The organism is Rhizobium sp. 57MFTsu3.2, from assembly GCF_012932765.1.
Classification (GTDB): Bacteria; Pseudomonadota; Alphaproteobacteria; order Rhizobiales; family Rhizobiaceae; genus Rhizobium; species Rhizobium altiplani.
This window is the reverse complement of the sequence record NZ_JDWI01000021.1, coordinates 24082-47041: the sequence shown is the minus strand read 5'-3', so window position 1 is coordinate 47041 and position 22960 is coordinate 24082. Positions and strand designations below refer to the sequence as shown.

The 22960-nt window shown below is 60.9% G+C and carries 28 protein-coding genes; 18 read left to right on the top strand and 10 right to left on the bottom strand.

Annotated elements, in window-relative coordinates; all coding sequences use genetic code 11:
- Positions 1–28 precede the first annotated feature (28 nt).
- Complete coding sequence (locus AF71_RS20755) at positions 29–841, top strand: polysaccharide deacetylase family protein (protein WP_026372088.1); 813 nt, start codon at positions 29–31, stop codon at positions 839–841.
- A 1-nt stretch (position 842) separates the two neighbouring features.
- Here the strand turns inward: AF71_RS20755 and AF71_RS20750 are convergent, their stop codons facing one another.
- The 3 genes from AF71_RS20750 to AF71_RS20740 all read right to left on the bottom strand — a co-directional run bounded on the left by AF71_RS20750 (position 843) and on the right by AF71_RS20740 (position 4252).
- Positions 843–2135, bottom strand: coding sequence for an FAD-dependent oxidoreductase (locus AF71_RS20750; RefSeq protein WP_169682854.1), 1293 nt, complete (start codon positions 2133–2135; stop codon positions 843–845).
- Positions 2136–2154: 19 nt separating this feature from the next.
- Positions 2155–3321, bottom strand: coding sequence for an AI-2E family transporter (locus tag AF71_RS20745; protein WP_169682853.1), 1167 nt, complete (start codon positions 3319–3321; stop codon positions 2155–2157).
- A gap of 70 nt (positions 3322–3391) precedes the next feature.
- Positions 3392–4252 (bottom strand): VOC family protein, encoded by an 861-nt coding sequence (locus tag AF71_RS20740; RefSeq protein ID WP_169682851.1) that lies wholly within the window; start codon positions 4250–4252, stop codon positions 3392–3394.
- A 292-nt stretch (positions 4253–4544) separates the two neighbouring features.
- On the opposite strand from AF71_RS20740, the gene AF71_RS20735 reads away from it, so the two are divergent.
- The 5 genes from AF71_RS20735 (at position 4545) to AF71_RS20715 (ending at position 7327) form a co-directional block, all read left to right on the top strand.
- Positions 4545–4961 (top strand): universal stress protein, encoded by a 417-nt coding sequence (locus AF71_RS20735; RefSeq protein ID WP_018116555.1) that lies wholly within the window; start codon positions 4545–4547, stop codon positions 4959–4961.
- A gap of 38 nt (positions 4962–4999) precedes the next feature.
- Positions 5000–5317: a TraR/DksA family transcriptional regulator gene (locus AF71_RS20730; protein WP_018116554.1), complete on the top strand. Its 318-nt coding sequence runs from the start codon at positions 5000–5002 to the stop codon at positions 5315–5317.
- A 199-nt stretch (positions 5318–5516) separates the two neighbouring features.
- Positions 5517–6185, top strand: coding sequence for a hemolysin III family protein (locus AF71_RS20725; protein WP_018859461.1), 669 nt, complete (start codon positions 5517–5519; stop codon positions 6183–6185).
- A gap of 138 nt (positions 6186–6323) precedes the next feature.
- Complete coding sequence (locus tag AF71_RS20720) at positions 6324–6830, top strand: GNAT family N-acetyltransferase (protein ID WP_169682848.1); 507 nt, start codon at positions 6324–6326, stop codon at positions 6828–6830.
- The gene (locus AF71_RS20715) at positions 6827–7327 is read left to right on the top strand and encodes a hypothetical protein (RefSeq protein ID WP_018116551.1); all 501 of its coding nucleotides are present in this window, start codon (positions 6827–6829) and stop codon (positions 7325–7327) included. Before AF71_RS20720 ends, AF71_RS20715 begins: the two co-directional genes overlap by 4 nt.
- A 19-nt stretch (positions 7328–7346) precedes the next feature.
- On the opposite strand, the gene msrB is transcribed toward AF71_RS20715, so the two are convergent.
- Positions 7347–7757 carry a peptide-methionine (R)-S-oxide reductase MsrB gene (gene msrB / locus AF71_RS20710; RefSeq protein ID WP_018116550.1) on the bottom strand — a complete coding sequence of 137 codons (411 nt, stop codon included), beginning with the start codon at positions 7755–7757 and terminating at the stop codon, positions 7347–7349.
- 386 nt (positions 7758–8143) lie between these two features.
- Between msrB and AF71_RS20705 the strand changes: the two genes are divergently transcribed.
- From AF71_RS20705 to AF71_RS20670, 8 genes are all read left to right on the top strand, one after another.
- Positions 8144–10522, top strand: coding sequence for a putative monovalent cation/H+ antiporter subunit A (locus AF71_RS20705; RefSeq protein WP_169682846.1), 2379 nt, complete (start codon positions 8144–8146; stop codon positions 10520–10522).
- The gene (locus AF71_RS20700) at positions 10519–10938 is read left to right on the top strand and encodes a Na(+)/H(+) antiporter subunit B (protein ID WP_018859458.1); all 420 of its coding nucleotides are present in this window, start codon (positions 10519–10521) and stop codon (positions 10936–10938) included. The genes AF71_RS20705 and AF71_RS20700 overlap by 4 nt, the downstream gene beginning before the upstream one ends.
- Positions 10938–11315: a Na+/H+ antiporter subunit C gene (locus tag AF71_RS20695; protein WP_018859457.1), complete on the top strand. Its 378-nt coding sequence runs from the start codon at positions 10938–10940 to the stop codon at positions 11313–11315. The genes AF71_RS20700 and AF71_RS20695 overlap by 1 nt, the downstream gene beginning before the upstream one ends.
- The gene (locus AF71_RS20690) at positions 11316–12872 is read left to right on the top strand and encodes a Na+/H+ antiporter subunit D (protein WP_169682844.1); all 1557 of its coding nucleotides are present in this window, start codon (positions 11316–11318) and stop codon (positions 12870–12872) included. It begins immediately after the preceding gene.
- Positions 12869–13342, top strand: a complete 474-nt coding sequence (locus AF71_RS20685) for a Na+/H+ antiporter subunit E (protein WP_025661036.1) — start codon at positions 12869–12871, stop codon at positions 13340–13342. The genes AF71_RS20690 and AF71_RS20685 overlap by 4 nt, the downstream gene beginning before the upstream one ends.
- Entirely contained in the window at positions 13339–13716 is a 378-nt protein-coding gene (locus tag AF71_RS20680) for a cation:proton antiporter (RefSeq protein WP_113471757.1), read from the top strand. Before AF71_RS20685 ends, AF71_RS20680 begins: the two co-directional genes overlap by 4 nt.
- Positions 13713–14045 (top strand): monovalent cation/H(+) antiporter subunit G, encoded by a 333-nt coding sequence (mnhG, locus tag AF71_RS20675; RefSeq protein ID WP_192304235.1) that lies wholly within the window; start codon positions 13713–13715, stop codon positions 14043–14045. The genes AF71_RS20680 and mnhG overlap by 4 nt, the downstream gene beginning before the upstream one ends.
- 441 nt (positions 14046–14486) lie before the next feature.
- On the top strand, positions 14487–14918 hold the full coding sequence (locus AF71_RS20670; RefSeq protein ID WP_018859452.1) for a MucR family transcriptional regulator: 432 nt from the start codon (positions 14487–14489) through the stop codon (positions 14916–14918).
- A 223-nt stretch (positions 14919–15141) separates the two neighbouring features.
- On the opposite strand, the gene AF71_RS20665 is transcribed toward AF71_RS20670, so the two are convergent.
- Both AF71_RS20665 and AF71_RS20660 read right to left on the bottom strand, forming a co-directional pair.
- On the bottom strand, positions 15142–15564 hold the full coding sequence (locus AF71_RS20665) for a SufE family protein (RefSeq protein WP_113471206.1): 423 nt from the start codon (positions 15562–15564) through the stop codon (positions 15142–15144).
- A 203-nt stretch (positions 15565–15767) separates the two neighbouring features.
- A complete protein-coding gene (locus AF71_RS20660) occupies positions 15768–16262 on the bottom strand; it encodes a DUF5330 domain-containing protein (RefSeq protein WP_112824466.1) in 495 nt (164 codons plus the stop codon).
- A 461-nt stretch (positions 16263–16723) separates the two neighbouring features.
- On the opposite strand from AF71_RS20660, the gene AF71_RS20655 reads away from it, so the two are divergent.
- Genes AF71_RS20655 through AF71_RS20645 form a run of 3 tightly spaced genes read left to right on the top strand, consistent with a single transcriptional unit; the run spans position 16724 to position 19570 of the window.
- Positions 16724–18256, top strand: coding sequence for a HAMP domain-containing sensor histidine kinase (locus AF71_RS20655; RefSeq protein ID WP_169682842.1), 1533 nt, complete (start codon positions 16724–16726; stop codon positions 18254–18256).
- Positions 18228–19160 carry a peptidoglycan-binding domain-containing protein gene (locus AF71_RS20650; protein WP_169682840.1) on the top strand — a complete coding sequence of 311 codons (933 nt, stop codon included), beginning with the start codon at positions 18228–18230 and terminating at the stop codon, positions 19158–19160. Before AF71_RS20655 ends, AF71_RS20650 begins: the two co-directional genes overlap by 29 nt.
- 53 nt (positions 19161–19213) lie before the next feature.
- The gene (locus AF71_RS20645; protein WP_026372176.1) at positions 19214–19570 is read left to right on the top strand and encodes a DUF1491 family protein; all 357 of its coding nucleotides are present in this window, start codon (positions 19214–19216) and stop codon (positions 19568–19570) included.
- A gap of 6 nt (positions 19571–19576) precedes the next feature.
- Here AF71_RS20645 and AF71_RS20640 read toward each other — a convergent pair whose 3' ends face one another.
- Together AF71_RS20640 and AF71_RS20635 are read right to left on the bottom strand one after the other, a co-directional pair.
- Positions 19577–20587 carry a DUF2336 domain-containing protein gene (locus tag AF71_RS20640; RefSeq protein ID WP_169682838.1) on the bottom strand — a complete coding sequence of 337 codons (1011 nt, stop codon included), beginning with the start codon at positions 20585–20587 and terminating at the stop codon, positions 19577–19579.
- A gap of 175 nt (positions 20588–20762) precedes the next feature.
- On the bottom strand, positions 20763–20969 hold the full coding sequence (locus AF71_RS20635; protein ID WP_018860034.1) for a hypothetical protein: 207 nt from the start codon (positions 20967–20969) through the stop codon (positions 20763–20765).
- 522 nt (positions 20970–21491) lie between these two features.
- On the opposite strand from AF71_RS20635, the gene AF71_RS20630 reads away from it, so the two are divergent.
- Positions 21492–21659 (top strand): hypothetical protein, encoded by a 168-nt coding sequence (locus AF71_RS20630; RefSeq protein ID WP_018860035.1) that lies wholly within the window; start codon positions 21492–21494, stop codon positions 21657–21659.
- A 10-nt stretch (positions 21660–21669) separates the two neighbouring features.
- Here AF71_RS20630 and AF71_RS20625 read toward each other — a convergent pair whose 3' ends face one another.
- Together AF71_RS20625 and AF71_RS20620 are read right to left on the bottom strand one after the other, a co-directional pair.
- A complete protein-coding gene (locus tag AF71_RS20625) occupies positions 21670–22224 on the bottom strand; it encodes a DUF1254 domain-containing protein (RefSeq protein WP_169682836.1) in 555 nt (184 codons plus the stop codon).
- Positions 22217–22804 carry a DUF1214 domain-containing protein gene (locus tag AF71_RS20620; RefSeq protein ID WP_025661024.1) on the bottom strand — a complete coding sequence of 196 codons (588 nt, stop codon included), beginning with the start codon at positions 22802–22804 and terminating at the stop codon, positions 22217–22219. The genes AF71_RS20625 and AF71_RS20620 overlap by 8 nt, the downstream gene beginning before the upstream one ends.
- Between the last annotated feature and the right edge of the window lie 156 nt (positions 22805–22960).

The window sequence follows — 22960 nt, the reverse complement described above, 5'->3', positions numbered from 1 at the left end:
CTTGAACCACGAACGGCTTCTCTTTGGCATGAATCGTATTCTTCTCGTTTCGGCGTTGCTGATCGCATCCGCCTCGATTGTGTCCGCTGCCGCTCCTCCGCCGGAGGAAGCGCCGGTCGTCACCGCGCCCTCGAAGGTCGTGCAGGCCCCCAAGATGGCAGCAGGGCCGAAGCTGGTTGAGCCGCATCTGCGCATTGCCCGGTCGGGCATCAAGGGTCACGCGCGGGTGGCGCTGACCTTTGACGCTTGCATGGGTCAGGCCGACGACCGCATCCTCTCGGTGCTGGTCCAGGAGCGCATTCCCGCGACCATTTTCGTCACTGCGCGCTGGCTGAAGCACAATCCGCAGGCGCTGCAGGTCTTCCTTGAGAATCCCGATCTGTTCGAACTCGAGAACCACGGTCAGAATCACGTTCCAGCCGTCGACAAGCCGGTCTCGATCTATGGCATCGCGTCCGCGGGCTCGCCCGAGGCCGTGCGGCAGGAAGTGCAGGGCGGTGCCGATGCGATGCTCGCAGCCGGTATTGCCCCGCCGCACTGGTTCCGCGGCTCGACCGCCAAATACGACCTCTCCGCCATCGCCCAGATTCGCGACATGGGGTACCGCATCGCCGGTTACTCGGTGAATGGAGACGGCGGCTCGCTGCTCGGCGCCGTTGTCACGGAAAAGCGCATTGCATCGGCCAAAGACGGCGACGTCGTGATCTCCCACATCAACCAGCCGACCCACGCCGCCGGCGAGGGCGTCGCCAAGGCGATCGTCGATCTCATGGCCAAGGGTGTCGAATTCGTCCGGCTGCAGGATGTCGAGGACACCGGCGACGACCGGACGACGCAGTGAGCTAGCCAAGGGCGCTCTGTAGCGTTTCCTCACTCACGTTCGAGCGTCGGGGCACGTCGGGCGCGTCGCGATCCAGCGCGAAATCATCAAACCAGTCGCGGTACCCTCCGCCGATCAGTGCGCCGATAACCTGTGTCGCAAGATAGGAGAAGGTGATGCCGTTGCCGCCATAGCCATAGGCGGCATAGACTTGTGGCATCGAGGGAACCGGACCGATCAGCGGTAGCCCGTCCGACGTCGCCCCGAACGTGCCGCACCATGCCGTCGCGACGCGGGTGTCGGCGCTGGACCAGAGCCGCTTCATCTTCTCCCGGATCGTCATGATCTTTTCGGCCAGCTTGGCGTCGCGGGCCGCGGGGTCGACGGTGTCGTCATCCTCGCCGCCAGCGATGATCCGCCCATCAGGCGTCGTGCGCATGTAGAGATAGGGGTGGCTGTCTTCCCAGATCAGCACCTGATCGCGCCAGAGCGCTGCCGGATCCTGCGGTATCGTCGCCAGCGCCCAGCTCGATGTCATCCGGTGCTGTTTCGGCATATCGATGCCCGGCATGGCGTAGCCGGTGGCGAGCACCGCCGTTTTCGCCTCGATGACGAACGCACCGTCTGTTTCGGCGCTGACCCGCCCGCCTTCGCTATGTAGCTTGGTGACCGAGGCGCTGATCAGGCGCGCGCCTTGCTTCACGGCAATGTCCAGCAGGCCCCAGGTCAGGAGCAGCGGATCGGCCTCCGCCGAGCCGCGCGACAGGATGCCCCCATCGCGGTCGATTTCGAACTCGGTAAAGAGATCGCAATGTTCCAGATACCGGCTTGGCAGTCCGGCACGACGACGCAGCTCGACCTCCCTGCGAAGATCGCCCGCGCCCTCCTGGTTATTGGCGAGGAACAGCGATTGCCGGGGAAGCAGGTTGCAGGCGATCCGGTGGGCGACGATCAGCTTGGAGAGACCGGCGACCGAGGCTGCGCTCCGCCTGTAGATGCCGGCGGCGCGTTCGAAGCCATGGAAACGCTCGAGTTCGCTCAGCGTTCGGTCTATCTCCCACTGCAGCATGGCGGTGCTCACTGCCGTGCTGCCGAGACCCGGCGTCTCGCGGTCGACGATGACCACGGAAAGACCTCGTTCCGCGAGGTGCTGGCCCATCAGCGCGCCGGTAATCCCGCCGCCGATCACCATGGCGTCGACTTTGAGATTGTCCTGAAGTGGCTGGTAATTGGGCTTTGTTCCTGCGTGGCTCCAAGGGGAGGTGCCGCTCTTCAGCCGGTTCTGGCTGGAATCTGCAAGATCGATTTCTGCCATCTGACGCTTCTTACCTCAATTATTTCGGCAATTGCGGTTGCAGTCTCTCTTCGATGAAAAGTTCATCGACGATGGTCATGACAATCAGCGATAGTGGTAGTGCCAGCATAGCACCAACTGCGCCCCACATCCAAGTCCAGAACAAGATCGCCAGAAACACCACGAAGGGATTGATTTCCAGGCGCTTTCCCATGACCGCCGGGAAGATCAGGTTTTCCATGACGAGGTGGACGATGAAGAATGCCGCCGCTGGCATAAGGCCCACCACGATGCCGTCATGCGTGATGATCCCCGCGATGGCGACCGCCAGCGTCATCATCGTAATGCCGAGATAGGGGATGAAGCTCGACAGGAACGCGAAGAAGCCCCAGAGCACCGGCGCCGACAGGCCCCCTACATAGGCGATCACCATCATCACGAGGCCAAGGCAGACGTAGATCAGCGACGCCGTCGCAAAATAAAATCCGAGAACCTGTTCCACGCCGTTGATCACGCGGATGGCGGCAAGCCGCTGCGAGCGCGACCGGAACACCATAATGATGGATTTGCGCAACGTCACCCGTCCGGCAAGGAAAAGCAGCAACGCGGCGAAGAAGATCAACGCCTGCACGAGGGCAGGGGTGAGGTTGGTGCTGACGAGATGCACGACGTTGCCAGTGTTCTCCAGAAGCTTCTCACTCGACATTGGCCCGGTCTGGAAAGTCTCCGGCGTAATGTGCAGCCACTTGATGCGCTCGAGATAGGGCATGAGGCGGTTGAAGCTCTTCTCGACGAAGGCCGGGCCCTCGTTGACGAGCCTTGTCACCGGTCCGGCAAGCGAATTGGCGAGAAGCGCGATCACAAGCGCAACCGCAGTAGACAGGATGACCGCATTGGTGATGCGCGGCACGCCGAGCTTGCTGAGCTTTTCCGCCAGCAGCCCAAGGATCATGCCGACGACGACGGCGAGCGTCACCGGAATGAGGATCAACGACATCATGTAGATGGCCGATAGTGCAAGCACTCCAAAGATACCGATGATGGCCCAAGCCATGCTGACATCAAGCCCGTCCTTCTCCAGGCGACGCATCGGCGCTTGTGGCATCTCCTCCGTGTCCTGGGTCAGTTTTTCTGCCCAGGCGCTGACGGGAGTCGTGCCCACTGTCATTTTGCTGGCCTGCTTGCGGATGCCGTTGGCAATTCCCATCGATAGACGATCCCCGGAAGCCCAGTTGCTTCGCGACGGAAACGCGCGGAACCCCTTCAGGTTCCTAAGGTCAGGTAGACAGGGTCAGGCCGATGCCCCAGGGATCATGCAGGAAGACACCGCCATTGCGCGTTTCACTCTTGATCTCCAGTTCGTCGAGCTTGGTGACAGCTTTTTTGAGCGCTTCCTTGTCGTTGAAGCGTAGCGTGTAGTCGGAAAGGCCCGTCATGCCCTCGGCGCGGGTGCCGGCGCCGCGGCTGTTCCAGATGTTGGCGGCGACATGGTGATGGTAGTCGCCGGTCGCAAAGAAGCTGGCGCCGGGATAGCGCGCCATCAGCTTCAGGCCAAGAATATCGCGGTAGAAGGTGTCTGCTTCCGGAATGTTGCCGACCTGCAGGTGGATGTGGCCGATTGCCGTTCCGTCGGCCATTCCGTTCCAGGCATCGTTGGGTGCGCTGTTGTAGAGCGGTTGCAGATCAAGGCGAAGCGTCGCCATTTCCACCTGACCGTCCGGCTGGAATTTCCATTGGTCGTGGGAACGGTCGGCATAAATCTCGATGCCGTTGCCTTCCGGATCGGAGAGATAGATGGCCTCGCTGACGAGGTGATCGGATGCGCCGTCCAGGACGACATTGTTGTGCGCCGCGTGGCGCAGCCAGCGGGCGAGCTCGGTGCGGCTGGGCATCAGGAAGGCCGTATGGAAAAGGCCGGCTGCGTTGCGCGGTGCGACACGCACATCCTTGCCTGTCGTCAGCGTCAGAAGCGGCGTGCCGTCGACACCGAGGATTTCGCCGCTCGCGCTTTTCTCGATGACATTAAGGCCAAGCATCGATTGATAGAAATTGGAAACCAGCGGCAGGTCGGTGACGACGAGATGCGACTGATCGACATAGGCAGGACGCGTCAGGGCGTAGGACGTTTCAGTGGTCATGGGTGTATCTCCTGCCTTGGATGGGGGAGGCATACCGGCGGTAGCGGCGAAAGCGCCGCCCGTAGCAATACCAAGGAATTTGCGCCGGTTCATGTGCCTCAGAGGTTCCCTTGGTCGCTGTACTTGATCCCTATATGGCGCATTCTGATTGTTCACAGAAGATCCGATTTTGACGATTCAGCGTTCGATGCTTGTTGACAAGAATCCATCCTGATCTTGATCTTGATCAAAGCGCCTTATTTATCTCTTGAGAGGATGTGGCCGTAAGAAACGGCAGCGCTGGAGGGCCTGAATGTACAAGAGAATCATCGTTCCGATAGAAATAGGCGGGTTGGACAGGGGCGAAAAGGCGCTCCGCAAGGCATCCACGCTCCTTGAAAAAGGTGGCGAGATCATCTTGCTCAACGTTGTCGAGGACGTTCCCACCTATGTCGCGATCGATCTGCCGCCCGAGCTGCGGCAAAACGCGATCGACGATGCCGAACAGAAACTCGGCATGCTGATCCGCACGAGCGGCATACCGGCAATGATCGAGATCGGTCACGGCCGCCCCGCCCACAGTATCCTCGCTGCCGCCGAAGCGCATGATGCGGATCTGATCATCGTCGCCTCGCACATTCCCGACTTCAGCAACTACTTCATCGGTGCCACCGCCGACCGCGTCGTCAGGCATGCCAAATGCTCGGTGCTGGTCGATAGGCAGCGCTGAGAAGAAAACAACGGCAAAAGACCGATGGAGGAATATCCATGACCGACACGCAGACCTACGAGCAGATCCTACGCAACCGCCAGCGCGAGCTTCTATCGCGGCTGAGTCGCATCGACGTTGATCTCGGGCGCACCAAGGAGCAGGACAGCGACGACCGCGCGATCGAGAGCGAGAACGACGAAGTGCTGGAGGGGCTTGGCCAGGCCGGCCAGGAAGAGCTGCGCGCCATCGACGCAGCCCTCGATCGGATCACGAAAGGCACGTATGGCACCTGCGTCCGCTGCGGCGAGCCGATTTCGAAGAAGCGTCTCGGCGCCGTACCCTATGCCCCGCTCTGCGAAGACTGCATGAGCTGAAGGCTCTAAGTCATTAAGGTGGCATGTCATCAAGGGTGGCCCATTTTCAGGCTACCCTTCTGCCTTCCACCTGTGTATCTCCACGCCGAAGCCAGAGCGTCCAAGGCTCACGAAGATGTAACGGCGTGCCATCGCTGTTGTGTTGCCTGCACACCGTTTCGGTGCGACGATCGGTTGGAAAGGTGAGGGGTTTCCCGGCATGACAGAGTTCAACGGCATCCGCTGGGCTTACGACAAATATGAGCTGATCGCCGATGGGGTCGTCCATGGCATTGGGCTTGCTTTCGCGCTCATCGGCGCGACCGTTCTGATCTTTTACGCCACTCTCTGGAGTTCCAATGGCGAACTCGCGGCGGCATGGATCTACAGCGTAGGCCTCGTGCTGACGATCGGCATCTCCTTCTCCTATAACGCCTGGCCGGTTTCGCGGACGAAGTGGTTCCTTCGCCGGCTCGATCATTCCTCGATTTTCATCCTGATCGCCGCCACCTACACACCCTTCCTGGAGCGTGGCGCCGACAGTCCGCTGCTGTTCGGGATGCTCATCGGCATCTGGGCGATCGCGGGGCTCGGCATCTTCCTGAAGTGCGCCCTTCCAGGCCGCTTCGACAAGGTTGCCATCCTTCTCTACCTCGGCATGGGGTGGAGCGGCATCTTCGTGGCCGGGCCGGTGGCGGAGCGCATCCCCTTTGTATCGATGCTCCTGATCCTCATCGGCGGGATCATCTATTCCCTCGGTGTCATCTTCCACGTCTGGGAGAAGCTGCGCTTCCAGAACGCCATCTGGCACGGCTTCGTGGTCGCCGCGGCGGCCGTGCACTACTCGGCGGTGCTCACCTGCTTCAGCATGGCAGGCTCCGGGGTCTGATCAGCCGGCCTGCGTGTCCATTTCGATCAATTCTCTGCTATCGCGAATGATCGCTTTCGTCCCGTCATTTCGTTGGTTTACAACGCTGAATGCCGGGCGTATGCCGCTTGCCGGAACCGAACTGAAATTGGACTTGATATGAACCACGCCGTTCTCGTGCGCGATGCCACCGAAGCCGACCTCTCGGCAATCCGCGATATTTATAATCACGCTGTCGAGCATACGACCGCCATCTGGAACGAAACGCTGGTTGATCTCGACAACCGCATCGAGTGGTTCAAGGCCCGCAAGGCAAAGGGCTTCCCGGTCATCGTTGCGGAGAAGGATGGCAAGGTCACAGGCTATGCCTCCTATGGTGACTGGCGAGCCTTCGACGGCTACCGCCACACGGTCGAACACTCAGTCTATGTCGACAAGGATTGCCGCGGCGCGGGGATCGGCGAATTGCTGATGCGGGCGCTGATCGAGCGTGCGGCCGAGGCCAACATCCACGTGATGATCGCCGGCATCGAGGCGGCAAACGCTGCGTCCATCAAACTGCACGAAAAGCTTGGTTTCCGCGTTGCCGGCACCTTCTCGGAGGTCGGCACGAAGTTCGGCCGCTGGCTCGATCTGACTTGCATGGAGCTTAGGGTCACGAAGTGAGCCTCATCGTTCTCACTGGCGCTTCCGGATCGGGCAAGACGGCGATTTCCAAGGCGATCGCCGCTCGGTTCGCTGGTGAAATCGACGTCTACCATTTCGATGACATCGGCGTTCCCCCGCTCTCGCGGATGGCGGCGGACTACGGCTCGCCAGCCGGATGGCAGCGGGCCATGACCTTCAAGTGGTTTGAGAGCCTCGCGGAGGCACAGCACTCCGGCCGAAATCAGTTGCTCGAAGGCCAGATGCGCCTTGCATTTCTAGAAGAAGCGGCAACAGCAACAGGCATTGCCTATTTGCCGCTGCTGGCCGACTGCGATGACGAAACACGAACGCATCGCCTGGCGGTCGAACGCCGGCAGCCAGAGCTTGCCAACACCGAAATGATGATCTGGGCATCCTTCCTCCGCCGCGAGGCCGTGGCAAAGAAATGCGCGATATTGGATACGTCCCGCTTGTCGCTGGATGAAAGCGTCCAGGCGGTCGTCGAACGCTTCTAAGCAGCTCGGACGCGAGCTTTTATTTCTCCGGCTCGAACACCATCGCGTGGCCGTTGATGCAGTAGCGCAGGCCGGTCGGCGGCGGACCATCGGGGAAGACATGCCCCAGATGGGCATCGCAAGTGCCGCAGCGGATCTCCGTGCGGACCATGCCGTAGGTCGTATCGCGGAGTTCGGTCACCGCGTCGGGTGAGACAGCTTCGAAATAGCTCGGCCATCCGCAACCGGCATCAAACTTCGTGTCTGAGCGGAACAGCGGTGCATTGCAGCCGACGCAACGATAGAGCCCGGTTTCGAACGAATCCCAATAGGGGCCGGTAAAGGCACGCTCGGTGCCATGCTGGCGGGTGATCCGGTATTGCTCGGGAGTCAGCTGCTCCTTCCACTCCGCGTCGGTCTTGTGAACTTTGGCGATTGTCGTATCGGCCATGGCTTGTTCCTTTCGCGCCGGGGGGCAGCTTTGATTTTCGACAGCAATGTGGTGCGAAAGGTCGCATGGATCAAGGGATGCCGAGCTCGTCAAAGCGTCATCCCGTTCCGGCGAAAACGGCGATGCCGTTGATATTTCGTCGATAAACCGATCGCCCCGGAGGTTTGAGGCGCCCTGGACAGAGTCTGTGACTATCGCTTCAATAGACGCTTCGAAGATACTGCAAGGGGCTGACCGACCCGAGATGATCCGTTCCCTGTGAGTATCCTGCCGCTGCCGGTTGCTCCCGGTCGAACAAGACTTGTGACCGCGCGCCTGTTCTCGTAAACCTGACGGACTTCCGGCTTTCGCCGGCTCCACGAAGCACTGCCAGCAGAGGAGGGAATATGGCCGGTGTCACGGCTTTGACATTTGCGGCCTTGTGTCTGCCACTTCTCGGCGCAGTTCTCGCTCCCTTTCTCGTTCGCGTCCTTGGGGCGAACGCCGCTTGGCTCTTGGCGCTTGCGCCGCTTTTGGCCTTTGCGCACTTCGCCAGCCTGCTGCCGGTCATAGCGGGCGGCGAGGTGATAACAGGCGGCTATGCCTGGGTGCCGAGCTTCGACCTCCGCTTTTCCTGGCTGCTCGACGGTCTTTCGCTGACCTTCGCGCTGCTGATTACCGGGATCGGCACGCTGATCGTCCTCTATTCGGGCGGATACCTGAAGGGGCATCTGGATCAGGGGCGCTTCTTCTCCTTTATTTTCCTGTTCATGGGCGCCATGCTCGGCCTCGTCGTCTCGGACAGCCTGCTGATGCTCTTCATCTTCTGGGAACTGACGTCGATTACCTCCTTCCTCTTGATCGGGTTCGACCACGAGCGCGAGGCAGCGCGTCGCGCCGCCCTGCAGGCGCTCGTCGTTACCGGCGGTGGCGGCCTGCTGCTGCTGGCGGGCCTGCTCCTGATCTGGAGCACGACAAACGCGACTGATTTGTCGACGCTGCTGCAATCCGGCGATCTGCTGCGTGGCAATCCATATTATCTGGCGATCCTGATCCTCATCCTCTGTGGCGCCTTTACCAAATCGGCGCAGTTTCCGTTTCACTTCTGGCTGCCGAACGCGATGGAGGCGCCGACGCCGGTCTCGGCCTACCTGCATTCGGCAACGATGGTGAAGGCGGGCGTCTATCTCCTGATGCGCCTCAATCCCGTCATGGGCGGGACACCGGCCTGGGAGACGTTGCTGCCGCTCTTCGGTGGCGTGACGCTGATCGTCGGCACGCTGCTTGCGATCCGCCAGACCGATCTCAAGCTGCAACTCGCCTATACGACCGTTTCCTCGCTTGGCCTTCTCGTGCTGTTGACCGGCTTCGGCGCGCCCTATGCCACCGAGGCCGCGGCGCTCTACCTCATGGCGCATTCGCTCTTCAAGGGTGCGCTGTTCATGGTTGCGGGCATCATCGACCATGAGACCGGCACGCGCGACATCACCAGTCTGCGCGGCTTGAAAGCGGCGATGCCGCTGACCTTTGCGGCAGCACTCGCCGCGGCTATTTCCATGGGCGGTCTGCCGCCGTTCTTCGGATTCCTCGCCAAGGAAGAGATTTACGCCGCGCTGGCACATGCGGACCCACGATCGATCGTCTTCACAATGGTTGCGGTCGCGGGCAACGCGTTGATGTTCGCGATTGGCTTCGCCGTGGCGCTGAAGCCGTTTCTCGGGCCGGTCCGTGCAACGCCCAAGCACCCACACGAGGCACCGCCATTGCTTTGGGTCGGTCCTGTCTTGCTGGCGCTATTGGGCCTGATGACTGCGGTTTTCTCCGCAACGGCGCACCATTACATCTCGTCTCCAACGGGATCCGCCATCCGTGGATCGGCGAGCGTGATCGAGATTTCCCTTATCCCGCATGTCGGCGTGCCGCTGCTTCTGTCTGGTCTTACGATCGCGCTCGGCACGCTCGTTTATTGGCGGATAGACCAGGCGCGTCTGGCCATGGCGACGGTACTGTGCAAGCTAGGACCCGGACCGGATCGTGGCTTCGATTACTTCATCGTAGGTCTGATTAGATTATCGATGCGCGTAACGCGGTTCGTCCAGCCGGGGCGACTTGAACTCTACATCACCTGCACCTTCCTCTGCCTTGCCGCAATCCTGCTCGTCCCCCTCTGGCTCTATGGCGAAATGCCGATGCTGCCTGTCTGGCCACGGCAGGTCCAGGTCCACGAATGGGCGATCTTCCTGCTCGCCGTTCTTGGTCTGTTGAGCGTTGTCATCGCGCGCGACCGGCTGACGGCGATCGTCTCGCTCGGCATCCAGGGCTTCTCCGTCGCCATCATATTCCTGCTGTTCGGCGCGCCCGACCTGTCCTTCACGCAGTTCATGGTGGAGACCCTGTCGGTCGTCATCCTGGCGCTTGTCATGACCCGCCTTCAATTGTCGCCGACCGATCGGCGGCCGCTCAGCCAGAAGATATTCGACGGCTGCATCGCGATCGCCTGCGGCTCTGGCTTCGCGCTGCTTCTGATGAAGGCCACGCAGGGGCCGTTCAACAATGCGCTGACGGAGTTCTTCAACACTTACTCAAAGACCATCGCGCACGGCGCCAACGTCGTGAACGTCATCATCGTCGATTTCCGCGGCACCGACACGCTGGGTGAGATCGCGGTCGTCGCCATCACCGGCCTTGCGATCCTCGCCCTCATTCGAATCCGCGCGCAGACCGAGCGCAAGCTTGCCGAAAACGATCCTGACGCGCCTGAGGATCTGGGGATCGAGCGCCCATGAACACACTGATCTTCCGCACGATCACGCCGGTGTTGACGGCTCTGATGCTGCTCTTTTCCGTCTTTGTGCTCCTGCGCGGCCACAACGAGCCGGGCGGCGGCTTCATCGGCGGGTTGATTGCCGCCTCGGCGCTGGCGATCTTCGGCATTGCCCGCGGCGTCGGCGCCGTGCGCCGCGCCATCGTCTTCCATCCCCTGGCGATATCAGGGGCCGGACTGTTGATGTCCTGCTCCGCCGGTCTGCTGTCGGTCGTCTTTGCCGTGCCGTTCATGACCGGGCTGTGGATCTATCCTGAGATAGCCAGTGTCGAGGTGCCGCTCTCGACCGTCATGCTCTTCGATATCGGGGTCTACCTGGTGGTCGTCGGTGCCATCACCTCGATCGCGCTGGCGCTTGAGGAAAGGGAGATCGAGTGATGGAGCCGCTGTTTGCGATCCTCGTCGGCCTGTTCTTCGCCGCCGCGATCTATCTGATGCTGTCGAAATTCTCGATCCGGATCATGCTCGGGATCGCCGTCCTCGGCAACGCGGTGAACCTGTTGCTGTTTACCGCAGGACGTTTGACGCGCGAGGTGCCGCCGATCATCGCGGCAAACCTCGATACGCTCCCTAACGGCGCCGCCAATCCGCTGCCGCAGGCGCTGATCCTGACGGCGATCGTCATCTCCTTTTCCTTCCTCGCCTTCCTGCTGGTGCTGACCTATCGCGCCTATCAGGACATCGGCACCGACAACACCGACGAAATGCGTGTCGCCGAGCCCGTCGATCCACCGCTGCCGCCGATGGGGTACTAGATGGCGGCTCCGGTAAGCACGATCACCGATCTCTCGGCTGCGATGGTCACGGCGTCTGTGCCGCTCGCCAACTGGCTCGTCATCGCACCCGTGGCGCTCTGCATCACGCTCGGCGCCGTCCTCTTGATGATGCGCGGCTCGCTGCGACTGCAGGCGCAGGTCGCCATTCCGGGCCTTGCCGGTCTGGTCCTGCTGGATGCCGCGCTGTTGGCGAAGGTGGTGGCGCATGGCCCGCTGACCATGGTCATGGGGCGCTGGCTTCCGCCGTTCGGCATCGCCTTCACCGTCGATCTCTTCGGCGCGCTGATGGCCCTGACCGCTGCCATCGCAGCGCTCGCCGGCGGCCTTTATGCGTTGAAGGACGTCACCGAAAGCGGCCGCCGATACGGTTTCTTTCCCTTCCTTTTGCTTCTGATGGCAGGCGTTTCCGGCGCGTTCCTGACAGGCGACGTCTTCAACCTCTATGTCTGGTTCGAGGTGCTTCTCATTTCGTCCTTCGGGATGTTGATCCTCGGCTCCGAGCGCGGGCAGATCGACGGGGCCATGAAATATGCGGTGCTGAACCTGATCGGCACGACGCTGTTCCTGATCTCGGTCGGCATCGTCTACGCTGTCTTCGGCACGCTCAACATGGCCGATATCGCTGGCAAGGTGGAGAGTGTGCGCGACACCGCGCCGCTGATGACCCTGTCCGCCCTCTTGCTGCTGGCCTTTGCCATGAAGGCCGCTGCCTTTCCTGTCAATTTCTGGCTGCCGGCCTCCTATCATACGCCGCGCATCGTCGTGTCGGCACTGTTTGCCGGTCTGCTGACCAAGGTCGGCGTCTACGCCCTCATTCGCGTCATGGTCATGCTGCTGCCGATCGAGCGCGAACAATTGAGCCTTCTGATTGCGGCGGTGGGGGCAGCGACCATCGTCGTCGGCGCGCTTGGGGCGCTGGCGCAGGACGATATCCGCAAGCTCCTCGGCTATGTCGTGATCTCGGGCATCGGCAACATGCTGGTCGGCATAGCGCTAGGCACGCCCGGCGGCCTGTCCGGCGCGATCTTCTACGCGCTGCATTCGATGGTGCTGATGACGGCGCTCTATCTTCTCGCCGGGCAGGCTGCCGCCCTTGCCGGCGGTTTCTCGCTGACCGCGCTCGGCGGCCTCTATCGCAAGAACGGCGGTTTTGCCGCGTTCTCTTTCATCCTCTTCGTCGCCGCGTGTGGGTTGCCGCCCTTTTCCGGCTTCTGGCCGAAGGTGATTTTGGTCAGAGCATCGATCGACGTCGGCGCCTGGTGGCTGGCCGCCGCGATCCTGATCGGCGGCTTCCTGCTGACGGTCGTATTCGGACGCGTCTTCCTGCTCGCCTACTGGCGACCGGCAACGGCACCGCAGGCGGCAGTGTCAATCAGCTGGCAGGCGGGGCTGCCGCTTTTCATCCTGACAGCTCTTGTCGTTGCTTTCGGCATCCTGCCCGAACAGCTGCTGGACATGGCGCAAGCTGCGGCGACCGGCCTCATCGATCCGACAGCTTATCTGCAGTCGGTCTTCCCGGATGGAGGGATGCCATGATCGCCCTGCTGCTGAACGTGCTGCTCGCCATTGCCTGGGCGACCGTTACCGGCAGCGCGTCGCCGCACAACCTCCTCTTCGGCTTTGCGATCGGCGCCCTGTGCTTGTCCATCATCCGCGAACCCTATGGCAGCCGGGGATATCTTCGCCGGTCCTTCGCGATCGTGCGGCTTGCCCTTCTTTTTCTCAAGGAGTTGGCGATCTCGGCCTGGAAGGTCGCCGTCACGGTGCTGACGCCCAACATGCGGCTGCAACCCGGCATCTTCGCCTTTCCGCTGACCGTCGACCGCGATTTCGAGATCACGCTTCTAGCCAACATGATCACCCTGACGCCGGGCACACTGTCGGTCGATGTCTCCGACGATCGCAAGACGCTTTACGTGCATGCGCTGGATTGCGCCGATCCCGAGGCGACCAAGCGCGATATCGCCAACGGTTTCGAGCGCCGGATCATGGAGGCATTTCGATGATCTCCCCGCTTGCCATCATGTCCACGGCCGCCGCGGTTGCCCTGGTCATCCTTGGAATTGCCTTTCTCCTGGCGGGATGGCGGGTCCTCGTCGGGCCGACGCTGCCCGACAGGATCCTGGCGCTCGATACACTGTCAGGCACGGCAATCGGCTTCATCGCCGTATTGGCGGTCAAGACGGGCTTCAGCCTCTATATCGACATCGCCATTTCGCTGGGACTTGTCGCCTTTCTGGCAACGGTCGCCTTCGCGCGTTTCGTGATGTCGCGCGCTCCTGTCGCGGAACGGCACAGCGAAAAAAAGGCGCGTGCCCCGAAAAAGCCCAAAGTCGCGGCCAAACGCAGCGACAAGAATGGCAGGAAGGGCAAGAAATGATGGACTATGCGACAGCGCTCGTCGTCGCTTTCCTTTTGCTGGCCGGTTCGTTGTTTGCGCTCGTTGCCGCACTCGGCGTCGTGCGGTTGCCGGATCTCTACACGCGCATGCACGCCGCTTCCAAGGCTGGAACGGTCGGTTCCGGCATGCTGCTTTTTGCCGCCGGTGTCGCCGCGGGCGAGGTTTCGGTCTTTGCGCGGGCGCTCGCCGGTTTCGTCTTCTTCCTGCTGACGGCGCCGGTCGCGGCGCACCTCCTTGCCAAGGCCGCGCACCAGTCTGGATATCGCCTCGGCCCCCAATCGGTGCGCGATGACCTCGCCAAAAGATGAGAGCGCTTCCGATTCAGTATTTTAAGTTGATTTTTGCACCCTTTTGCAGATTTCTTAATGGTTAATGTTTGGGTTTATGGCAGGCAATTCTTGCGAAATAGACATTTTTCGGTAGATATATATGAAATAATAATTGGCGTTTTCGTAAAACGGTGATAATTGGTGATCAAGTAGAGTTCTGATATTGAATTAGAATCACGTTGCTTATTTCCTCGTTGGCTTTGGATTTCAGTGTTTAATTGAGGAAGTAAGCTGCGTGGTAGCGTACTAATTCGAAATCGGGCAGTATAAGAACGGGTTTCGGCCTCAGGAATCTAGGGGTGGATTTCAGTTTTTCGAAACAGGTTGCCGTAGCCTGGGTTTTTTGCTGTTGGCTCTACGATGACGGTCTTGGCTGACGAGGCTTAGACCTTTGGAGCATTGAAACAGGAGAAACGTATTATGACGGATACTGCAGCCGGTAGCGGGCCGGAGTTGCTGGTCGAGCTCACCGCAGATATTGTTGCCGCCTATGTCAGCAACCACGTGGTCCCGGTTGGCGATCTCGCTAACCTGATTTCTGACGTGCATTCGGCACTTAGCAATACGTCGACGCCGCAAGCTGCAACGGCGGTTGTCGAGAAGCAGAAGCCGGCTGTATCGGTGCGTAAATCCGTTCAGGATGAACAGATCACATGCCTGGAGTGCGGCGGCAACTTCAAGTCGCTCAAGCGTCACCTGATGACCCACCACAATCTCTCGCCGGAAGAATACCGCGAGAAATGGGAGCTCCCCGTCGACTACCCGATGGTAGCGCCGGCCTATGCCGAAGCGCGCTCGCGCCTCGCAAAGGAAATGGGGCTCGGCCAGCGTCGCAAGCGCGGACGCGGCTGATCGTTGCCAAGGATTTGATCCTGTAGAGCCGGGCGGAAGCCCGGCTTTTGTGTTTTTGGCCGGGGAAGAAAGGGGGAAGCGGCCAAACTGATGCTGCGCACGGCCCTGATGGCGCTCTCCCGGCATTACAATCCGCCGGCGCCCGCGCGCCGATCGCGCGTGGAGCATTGGGGTGCGCAGGGCTACAGGCCCGAACTCTATTCGTGATGAGGCGGGTGGTTGCTTAGGCCACCGCGCGTACGCGGGCTTCCTCGCGGATGCGGTTGACCATCGAGCGCAGGCCGTTGGCGCGCTGCGAGGAGAGATGCTCGACGAGGCCGATCTTCGAGAATACGTCGAAGGCGTCGAGGGCCGCGATATCCGATGCCGTCTTGCCGGAATAGGTTGCAAGAACGATGGCCACGAGCCCGCGCACGATATGCGCGTCGGAGTCGCCCTCGAAGGTCATGACGGGATTGTCTGGATCCCCCGCGGTGTGCGTTACGAGCCAGACCTGGCTGGCGCAGCCCATCACCTTGTTAGCCGATGTCTTCTTGTCGTCGGGAAGGTCCGGAAGCGCCTTTCCGAGCTCGATCACATAGCGATAGCGATCTTCCCAGTCGTCGAGGAAGGAGAAGTCGTCAATGATCTGCTCGAGGGACGTCATGTATTGTGGCCTTTCGTTATCAGGTTTCATATAGGTGAAACGCGGCCAGATTTGAACCATTAAAAAGAAACGCCGCGGAGGATAGGCATCCTCGCGGCGCAGCAAAAGCTGGAAATAAACAGGGCAGGCACGTCAGGCATGGGATATTCCGCGGCTTGCGGATCGCCGGTGCAAGCTTGGTTGCGGGAAATCCCGCGTAATTCTCAGGTGGCCGGACGCGGCGTCGGCAGCGGAATGGTGCCCGTCGTCACGGTGTCGGAAAGGCTTTCATCGCCGTCGTCAACCGGCGGGCGATAGGGCATCGGCTGGTTCAGCGCTGCGGTGCGCTCCTGTGCCTCGGCCTGAGCCTCGGCATGGGAGGGCGCAAGTGCCGCGACGGGAGCGATCGGCGCATTGGGTGCGACAGCAGGCTTGGCGGCGTTGTCGTCACCGAAACGGCTGTCCAGCAGCTCATAGGCGACACGGGCGCCTTCGCGGGCCCGGTGGCCGAGCGCGGCCATGGTCTCCGCACCCTTGACGCAGACCTCCGGCTTCTCGCCGCACATGCCTGTCACGTAGTCATAGGCGCCTGTCGCCGCGACAAAGGCGTCGGAAAACTGCAATGTCGGCTGCGAGCTGGTCGAGCTCTCGCCGCTGAAGAACGACAGCAACACGAGCACAAGCCCGAACCAGAATGATCCTTTGATCAGAAACCACATCGTCGTTGCCATCCTGTTTTCCCGTTCGGTCTTACCGCCGAATCGGTCCGGTCTTCCGGTGTGCTTTGACCTTAGAGCAGAGTTGCGAATGCCAGTTTTCAAAACTCGTCGGCATTTGCCTCAAATTTAGTTCGAATTTTAATGAACGGGATTTGCACCGCATTTCGGTCAAATTGTAGCGACCGCTGTTAAGCATGTCATCGGCCTCCTCCTGTAATTGCAGGCAAACCTTGCGGCAGATGTGCCACAAAGGTTAACAGCAAGCTGAAATGTGAGCGAAATCCGTCGCTTACCGCCCGTTAACCGTAAAAAATCAAAGCCGCTTCCATATGTCCAAAAACGGGACATTTCGCTCTTCTGCGGTGTGGAGGCGGCTTTTCCCTTATCCTTTCCTTAAGCGCCCAAGGCCTATTGTCGGCCCTGGTAAAAAGCCTTTTTTGGGCGGGTATTGCGTGCGTGTAATGAGTAAGATCGCAGAGCGGGCGGCAGCCCTCGTGGACCGGGCGGTGGAAAGCTGGCTCTCCCGGACAGGAGGGGGCACAGCGGTGCGCCAGCGTGAATTGATGATCCTGCGCCGCTTGGCGCTGCTTTCGTCGGCGGCTCTCGTCGCGGTCCCCGTTGGGCTCTCTTCTGTGACCAGTCCTGCCATTGCGCTACCCGTCGGTGTCGCAACCGTCTGCGCGGCCTTCCTGTTTTCTGCGGTGGGCAGCATTGCCCTGTCGCGTCAGGGTACGGCAACAGCGCCGATTGCCGCGCCTGTCGCCGAAGACTTTTTCATGGAAGCAACCGCCGGTCTCGCCTTCTTCCTGGATCCGCAGGGCAACGTCACTGCCGTCGGCGGTCGTGACAAGCGCGAATATCTCGCCTGGATGCGTGATCCGATCGGCAAGGGCTTTGTCGATCAGATACATGTCTCTGACCGCATCCTTTTCCTGCAGGCGCTGGATCAGCTTCGCCAGGGTGAGGCGACTGCCGCGGTCGATCTGCGGCTGGAGCGCCCTTCGGTTTCGCGTGACAACAGGCAGTTTGCCTACCTGCGTATGGATATGACCGCGCGGCAGGACGGCGACGGCACGCTCTTAAGCGTGATTGCCCAGCTACGCGATGTCTCGGTGGAGCAGCAGTTACGGCAGGAGGCGCAGAACCGCGCCGCCGACGCCCGCTCGGCAAACGATGCAAAATCGCGGTTCCTTGCCGCGGTCAGCCACGAATTGCGCACGCCGCTCAACGCCATCCTCGGCTTCTCCGACATCCTGCTCGGCGAGTATTTCGGCAAGCTCGAAAACGACCGCCAGCGGGAATATGTCGGCCTTGTCAGGGAATCCGGCGCGCACCTGCTCTCCGTCGTCAACACCATGCTCGACATGAGCAAGATCGAAGCGGGGCGCTACGAGCTTTGCCTCGAACCCTTCGACATTGCATCCGTCGTTCGTTCCTGCGAGGCCATGCTGGCGCTGCAGGCGAAGTCCAAGGGTGTATCGCTGACAAGCCGAGTGCAGCGCGGTCTCGACGAGGTCGTGGCCGATCAGCGCGCGATCCAGCAGATCCTGATCAATCTGGTTGGCAATGCCGTGAAATTCACCGATGCGGGCGGTGCGATCTCGATCGACGCGTCGATGCGCGACGGCGTTCTGAACCTCTGCGTGAGCGACACCGGCATCGGCATTCCCGGCGACAAGCTGGAAACGCTCGGCCAACCTTTTGTCCAGATCCAGAACGACTATAGCCGCCGATTCGAGGGAACGGGACTCGGCCTGTCGTTGGTGAAGGGCTTGGTGGCGCTGCATGGCGGCGACTTCGCAATCGCCAGCACGCCGGGCGCCGGTACGATCATTACGATTTCCATTGCAGCGGATGGCTCTGGCATTCCGGCTGTGGGTACTGCCCGCAACGATCTTGTCGAGTTTCCGCCGCGACTGAAGGCTGTGCCGGCGCTAGCGGGCGTTTTGGAAGAGGGGCTTTTCGATGGCCGCGAGCAAGCGAAAATCGCCTAAGGGACGGAGAGGCCGACAGAAACGGCCGAGCCTCCTTCTCACAGGGGCAACCATGGTCGGCGGTATCGGGCTGCAGGGCGCAAGCGTGCTCGGCGGCGTGATCGGCCGCAACCCGTCGGTTGCCGGCGGTACGGCAGCCTTCCTTGTCATCTTCAGCTTCGTCGCCGCAAACGCGCTCTGGTATCAGCCAGGGGCGCATCCGCACCCGTTCCTGCGCACCCGCGATCCGCTCTTTCCGAACGTGCTCGGCGGTCGCCCGGTCATCGAGGAGCAAAGCGGGAATGTCACCACCTTCAAGATCCAGCGGCAGGACGAGGCCGACGTCACGCAGACCAATGCGACGCCGCCAGTCGCTCCCGGCGGGCAGCAGCCGAGCCAGATCGTCATGGACATCCAGACCGAACTGGTCCGGCGTGGCCTTTACAACGGCACTCCGGATGGGGTCATCGGCCCGCGCACCAGTGCGGCGATCCTCTTCTTCGAAGAAACCGTGGGCATGCCGCAGACGGGCGACGCAACGCCAGATGTGCTGGCAGCGCTCAGAACCGACTCGGTCGGCCCCTCGGCGATCCCGCTGGAAAAGCCGCGCGAAGACATCACCTCGAAGGCATCCGCCGAGGATCCTGTCGCCGCCGCCATCCGCAGCGCCGAAAAGAGTGTGAAGACCGCGCCGACACTTGCAAAGAAAGCCGCACCATCCGCGGAGTTGTCGACTGTGGATCTCGTCCTGAAGATCCAGAAGGGCCTCAGCAACATGGCCTACGCCAATGTCGGCGTTGACGGTGTGCCGGGAGAACAGACCCGCACCGCCATTCGCCACTTCCAGAAGCACTACAACCTTCCCGAGAATGGCGAGCCGAGCGAAGTGGTCTTGAAGAAGCTCAAGGAGATCGGCGCGCTCTGAAGCCCGGCAATGCCAAGCATTGCCGCTTGCCGTTTGTCTGCTATAGCTCGCCGATGAGATTACGCACCGATATTTTCGTCTCCGCCCTCCTGCGCCGGGTTTTTGCCAAAGGTGACTTTGCCGCTGTCGAGGCAAAGGGTGCCGACGAGGCGGGCGCCATCTTCATTCGCCAGCACTTCCGCGATGGTCTTGAGACTCTCTACGGCCCAGCGCCGCAAAGCCTCTTCGACGACGAGACGAGCGGGGAGCGCCTATTCGAGCAACGGCTGACGCGCGAAGAGCCTGATCGGGTCAGGGAAATGCTCGAGCGTGAGCGGAAGTTCGACCCGGACCTCTGGATCGTCGAGCTTGAAGCCGATGAGCTCGGGGATATCGTTCCGCTTGGCGACGGGCGCGAGAACCCGCTCTAGTCAAAGTCAGCGTGTACGGATGATGCGCCTGTCCTGGGCGGGCGGTTCCTCATGGGTGGCTTGCGCCGTTTCTGTTTTTTCGGGCAGGTAGGTATAGCTGTCGGCGCGGCGCCAGGCGTCGACGCGGGCGTTGCACTCTTCCAGATCGAGACTGTCCAGCACCATCCATGCGCGCGTGACGCCATGCTGCGGTTCCGCGAGGTGCGGGTAGAGCTTTTCGAGCACAAAGACGGCGTCGCGGAAGTCCAGGCCGAGACTGATGAGCGTGGTCGCCAGTTGCTGACCGGAGATATCGAGCATAATGCGCTCTGCAAGCCAGCGGCTTGCCGAAAGCCCGCTGGCAAGCGCCTTTGCAAAGAGCGCCGCTTCGCGATTGCGGGCAAAGCGGACGAGGAGTGCGGCCTGGATCGGCGACAGGTTACGCAGCCCGAGGCGATCGCCTTCCGGGCGGCTGACATGACGTGCCAACTCCCTGATTCTATTGCGTATCTCCTCTTCACTCGCGCGGCGCGCTGCAGCCTCGGCTTCCTCGAGGGAAGCCGGAACCGGCGGTTCGGATGGTACGATGCCGGTTTCGACCTCAGCCGGAGCTGCCAGCCGCTGTTCCGCCTGACGCAGGCCGACCAGCGCGTCGATGACCCGCGGGGAAAGCGCATCCCGGCTGACGATCGCCTTCATGTGTGCGCTGCCCTGGGTGCGCGCAATGGTGATCAAGGTCTCGTCGTCGATCGCCGGCGAGGAGGTGAGGAACGGCGCTGCAATGTCGATCGACTGGCAGCCGACGAAAAGCGCGACGGCGGGTGGAATCTGCGGGCATTGGGAAAGGGCTGCCACGGCCTGACGCTTTGCCTCGAGAGAGGAGGCCTGGAACAGCGGCGTGAAGAGTTCGGCGAATTGGCGCAGTTCGGAGCGGGTTGGCGGCTGCAATCCCTCGAAGCTGCTGACGGTCGCCATGAGAACCACGTCCTTCTTCCGGCTGGCGGATGGGGCCTCTAGGTCTCGGAACCGGTCACGCACAAGAACACACCCTGGAAACGCAAAAAGGGATGTCGCAGGACTGGACGTGAAGGGACGCCCCTTACCCCACATAGGTTATGAACAAATCCTACATGGGCAGGGTTAACGCTTGCTAAAGACTTTATTCAATTTGTACCGAAAGGCTTCACCGTATGACGACCGCGGGACGGAGTGACTAAAGCCCTTTGTGTCCGCGCAGCGCCGTCAAAAGCCTCTCGGCGCTATTGTTCCCGGACTGATAGAGGTCAAGCGCAGCGGACGCTGCCATCTGGGCTTCGGCGCTCTTGATGTCGATCCGCTTTTCCGCACACCACGCATCGAGGGCATCGCGCAGCACGTCAAGGTCCTCAGGAGAGAATGTCGAACCGATAAACAAAGACATTTTAACCCCTCCCTGTCCGCAATAAGCGGAAGACGGCGCCCCGCCGCCTGGCCACGGACCCGTGGCCGATGACACAACTTTACCGGTATTGGTGAGGATCGCAATTGATATTTTTGTGACGAGAAACCACGGAGCTGTGATGGGGCCGCCATCGCCGACACAACCTCCGTTAAGTATATGAATTAATGCTAATATCGTTGCGACATTGTCGATTGAAACTTCTTATGAGAAGTTTGAAACCAAATGGGGACTCAGCGCGTTTATAAGACGTCGTGCAAATAGCTAACGTCCAGGCATGAAATTAACGATCTGTTAACTGTCATATGTCTCAATTCGGGTATGAACGGCGATCGAGTGCTTCGGTCGTCCGGTTTCACATCACGGTATTTCAAACAGGTGCCGTGAGAAAGGCGCGAATGCCTCGGAGCCCGGTTTCGGGTTCTACAGGACGCGCTGGCTCGCATAGGCGGGCAGGGTGAGATTCCGCAGTTCATCCGTCTCGGGCCGTGCATGGAGACGAGAATGGCAATAGTCGTCGCATTGGCGGACCGTCTGTCTCAGACGCAACGCCGCAAGGGCAGGAAACCAGTCGAGGCACAGATCCTCCTTTTCACGGGCGTGCGTTACGAGCGCCTGACGGAAAGCTCGAAGCGTTCCCCGGCGCCTCGCATTTCGCGGGCAAAGAAATAGACTTATTGCTTCAATCCGAGGGGCCGGCATATTCGTCGCAGCCGGCCTCCGCGAGGAAGTTCCGCGCGGCTGCGTCGAAGCTCGCCTGGGGCGCCAATGTCCTCAACACCACATAGCCTTCCGAACGCGTACTTTCCACGAGAATGGTTTTCTGCAGGTCAGGCGGCAAAGCCTTGCGAAGCTCTGTCAACTGGATCGGCGTTCCGACCAGAATGTCGAGCGCTCCCCCCACAGACGTTCTGTCGTTCATGCTGAAGACCTCGTTCGAAGCCTCGTCATAGAGCGCGACAGACCAGAACGGCACATTGCCCTTGGCCGTCAGGCGGATTGGATTTTCCACAATGTCGAACGAGCAGACAGCAGTGCGGACAAAAGGGTCATCGTTGGAAAGTCCCGCGGCATCGTCCGTCGACCCAAGCAGGTAGAACTTGTCGAGATCGCCCTCGGAGGCGACGCGGGTGGCGGCGTCCTTGCCGGTAAAGTGCGGCAGCGAAAGAATGATGACGAGGTGCAAGAGTGCCGCCCCGAAAAGTCCCGCGAGGATGGCAAACAGGATCCTAAGCATTGCCGCATCCGGTTTTCTGAAGCTTCGGCATCGCAAGGTCGATAACGCCGGAGCTGCCGGCTGTCGGGGTATCGAAGAGGGTCAGGACGAGTTGGAAGGTACCCGCCGCCGGCAGCGCTAGCCAGTTTCCCGGTCGGGCGTGCGCGGAAATGTCGATCGTGAAGCTGCTGTCGGGCTGCCGCAGCACCGTCCAGGAATTCAGCGCGCCGGGAAGCCCCGGTCGCAGCGAGGCAGGATTGCCGCTGTTGTCTGCGGTAAACAGCGTCCAGATGCGGGCGGGCGGCGTCTGCCCCGTGATACGGTAGCTGCAGCCGGCATTCAGCCGGTCGCCGGCGTCATCGACCTTGGCGGTAAACATCAGGCCTTCGGCGTTTCCGTAAAGCAGGCGTCCGGCACGCGCCCGGTGCGATTTCGCATAGGGGTCGGCGCTTTCGGTTTGTAGCTCGGGGAAGGCTTCCCAGGCGCCGAGCTTGATCGCGCCGAAGCCGGCCGTCGCATCCAGCGCGTAGAGCGAAATCATGATCCCGCCACCAAAGGCGATAATCAGAGTCATCGCTATGAAGAGAGGAAACCGAAACACTATGCGCCCTTGAGAAACAAATCAGTTGAAAGGGTTACCACTGATTCTAGCTAGGCGGAATGGTGCAGGGCGGTATCGGCGGCATATCCCGGCCAAAACGGATCAACGCTGGACCATTCGAAAGGCCGACTGATTGTCGATTTTCGATAGCTGGAT

What these genes read in the sequence shown, in the direction of transcription:
- AF71_RS20685 (WP_025661036.1), top strand. Translation starts at nt 12,869, where the DNA reads ATGATCGCCCTGCTGCTGAACGTGCTGCTCGCCATTGCCTGGGCGACC.
- AF71_RS20750 (WP_169682854.1), bottom strand. Translation starts at nt 2,135, where the DNA reads ATGGCAGAAATCGATCTTGCAGATTCCAGCCAGAACCGGCTGAAGAGC.
- AF71_RS20700 (WP_018859458.1), top strand. Translation starts at nt 10,519, where the DNA reads ATGAACACACTGATCTTCCGCACGATCACGCCGGTGTTGACGGCTCTG.
- AF71_RS20725 (WP_018859461.1), top strand. Translation starts at nt 5,517, where the DNA reads ATGACAGAGTTCAACGGCATCCGCTGGGCTTACGACAAATATGAGCTG.
- AF71_RS20665 (WP_113471206.1), bottom strand. Translation starts at nt 15,564, where the DNA reads ATGACGTCCCTCGAGCAGATCATTGACGACTTCTCCTTCCTCGACGAC.
- AF71_RS20645 (WP_026372176.1), top strand. Translation starts at nt 19,214, where the DNA reads ATGAGATTACGCACCGATATTTTCGTCTCCGCCCTCCTGCGCCGGGTT.
- AF71_RS20740 (WP_169682851.1), bottom strand. Translation starts at nt 4,252, where the DNA reads ATGACCACTGAAACGTCCTACGCCCTGACGCGTCCTGCCTATGTCGAT.
- AF71_RS20695 (WP_018859457.1), top strand. Translation starts at nt 10,938, where the DNA reads ATGGAGCCGCTGTTTGCGATCCTCGTCGGCCTGTTCTTCGCCGCCGCG.
- AF71_RS20730 (WP_018116554.1), top strand. Translation starts at nt 5,000, where the DNA reads ATGACCGACACGCAGACCTACGAGCAGATCCTACGCAACCGCCAGCGC.
- AF71_RS20625 (WP_169682836.1), bottom strand. Translation starts at nt 22,224, where the DNA reads ATGCTTAGGATCCTGTTTGCCATCCTCGCGGGACTTTTCGGGGCGGCA.
- AF71_RS20670 (WP_018859452.1), top strand. Translation starts at nt 14,487, where the DNA reads ATGACGGATACTGCAGCCGGTAGCGGGCCGGAGTTGCTGGTCGAGCTC.
- AF71_RS20630 (WP_018860035.1), top strand. Translation starts at nt 21,492, where the DNA reads ATGGCAATAGTCGTCGCATTGGCGGACCGTCTGTCTCAGACGCAACGC.
- AF71_RS20635 (WP_018860034.1), bottom strand. Translation starts at nt 20,969, where the DNA reads ATGTCTTTGTTTATCGGTTCGACATTCTCTCCTGAGGACCTTGACGTG.
- AF71_RS20720 (WP_169682848.1), top strand. Translation starts at nt 6,324, where the DNA reads ATGAACCACGCCGTTCTCGTGCGCGATGCCACCGAAGCCGACCTCTCG.
- mnhG (WP_192304235.1), top strand. Translation starts at nt 13,713, where the DNA reads ATGATGGACTATGCGACAGCGCTCGTCGTCGCTTTCCTTTTGCTGGCC.
- msrB (WP_018116550.1), bottom strand. Translation starts at nt 7,757, where the DNA reads ATGGCCGATACGACAATCGCCAAAGTTCACAAGACCGACGCGGAGTGG.
- AF71_RS20650 (WP_169682840.1), top strand. Translation starts at nt 18,228, where the DNA reads ATGGCCGCGAGCAAGCGAAAATCGCCTAAGGGACGGAGAGGCCGACAG.
- AF71_RS20655 (WP_169682842.1), top strand. Translation starts at nt 16,724, where the DNA reads ATGAGTAAGATCGCAGAGCGGGCGGCAGCCCTCGTGGACCGGGCGGTG.
- AF71_RS20755 (WP_026372088.1), top strand. Translation starts at nt 29, where the DNA reads ATGAATCGTATTCTTCTCGTTTCGGCGTTGCTGATCGCATCCGCCTCG.
- AF71_RS20705 (WP_169682846.1), top strand. Translation starts at nt 8,144, where the DNA reads ATGGCCGGTGTCACGGCTTTGACATTTGCGGCCTTGTGTCTGCCACTT.
- AF71_RS20735 (WP_018116555.1), top strand. Translation starts at nt 4,545, where the DNA reads ATGTACAAGAGAATCATCGTTCCGATAGAAATAGGCGGGTTGGACAGG.
- AF71_RS20690 (WP_169682844.1), top strand. Translation starts at nt 11,316, where the DNA reads ATGGCGGCTCCGGTAAGCACGATCACCGATCTCTCGGCTGCGATGGTC.
- AF71_RS20660 (WP_112824466.1), bottom strand. Translation starts at nt 16,262, where the DNA reads ATGTGGTTTCTGATCAAAGGATCATTCTGGTTCGGGCTTGTGCTCGTG.
- AF71_RS20680 (WP_113471757.1), top strand. Translation starts at nt 13,339, where the DNA reads ATGATCTCCCCGCTTGCCATCATGTCCACGGCCGCCGCGGTTGCCCTG.
- AF71_RS20745 (WP_169682853.1), bottom strand. Translation starts at nt 3,321, where the DNA reads ATGGGAATTGCCAACGGCATCCGCAAGCAGGCCAGCAAAATGACAGTG.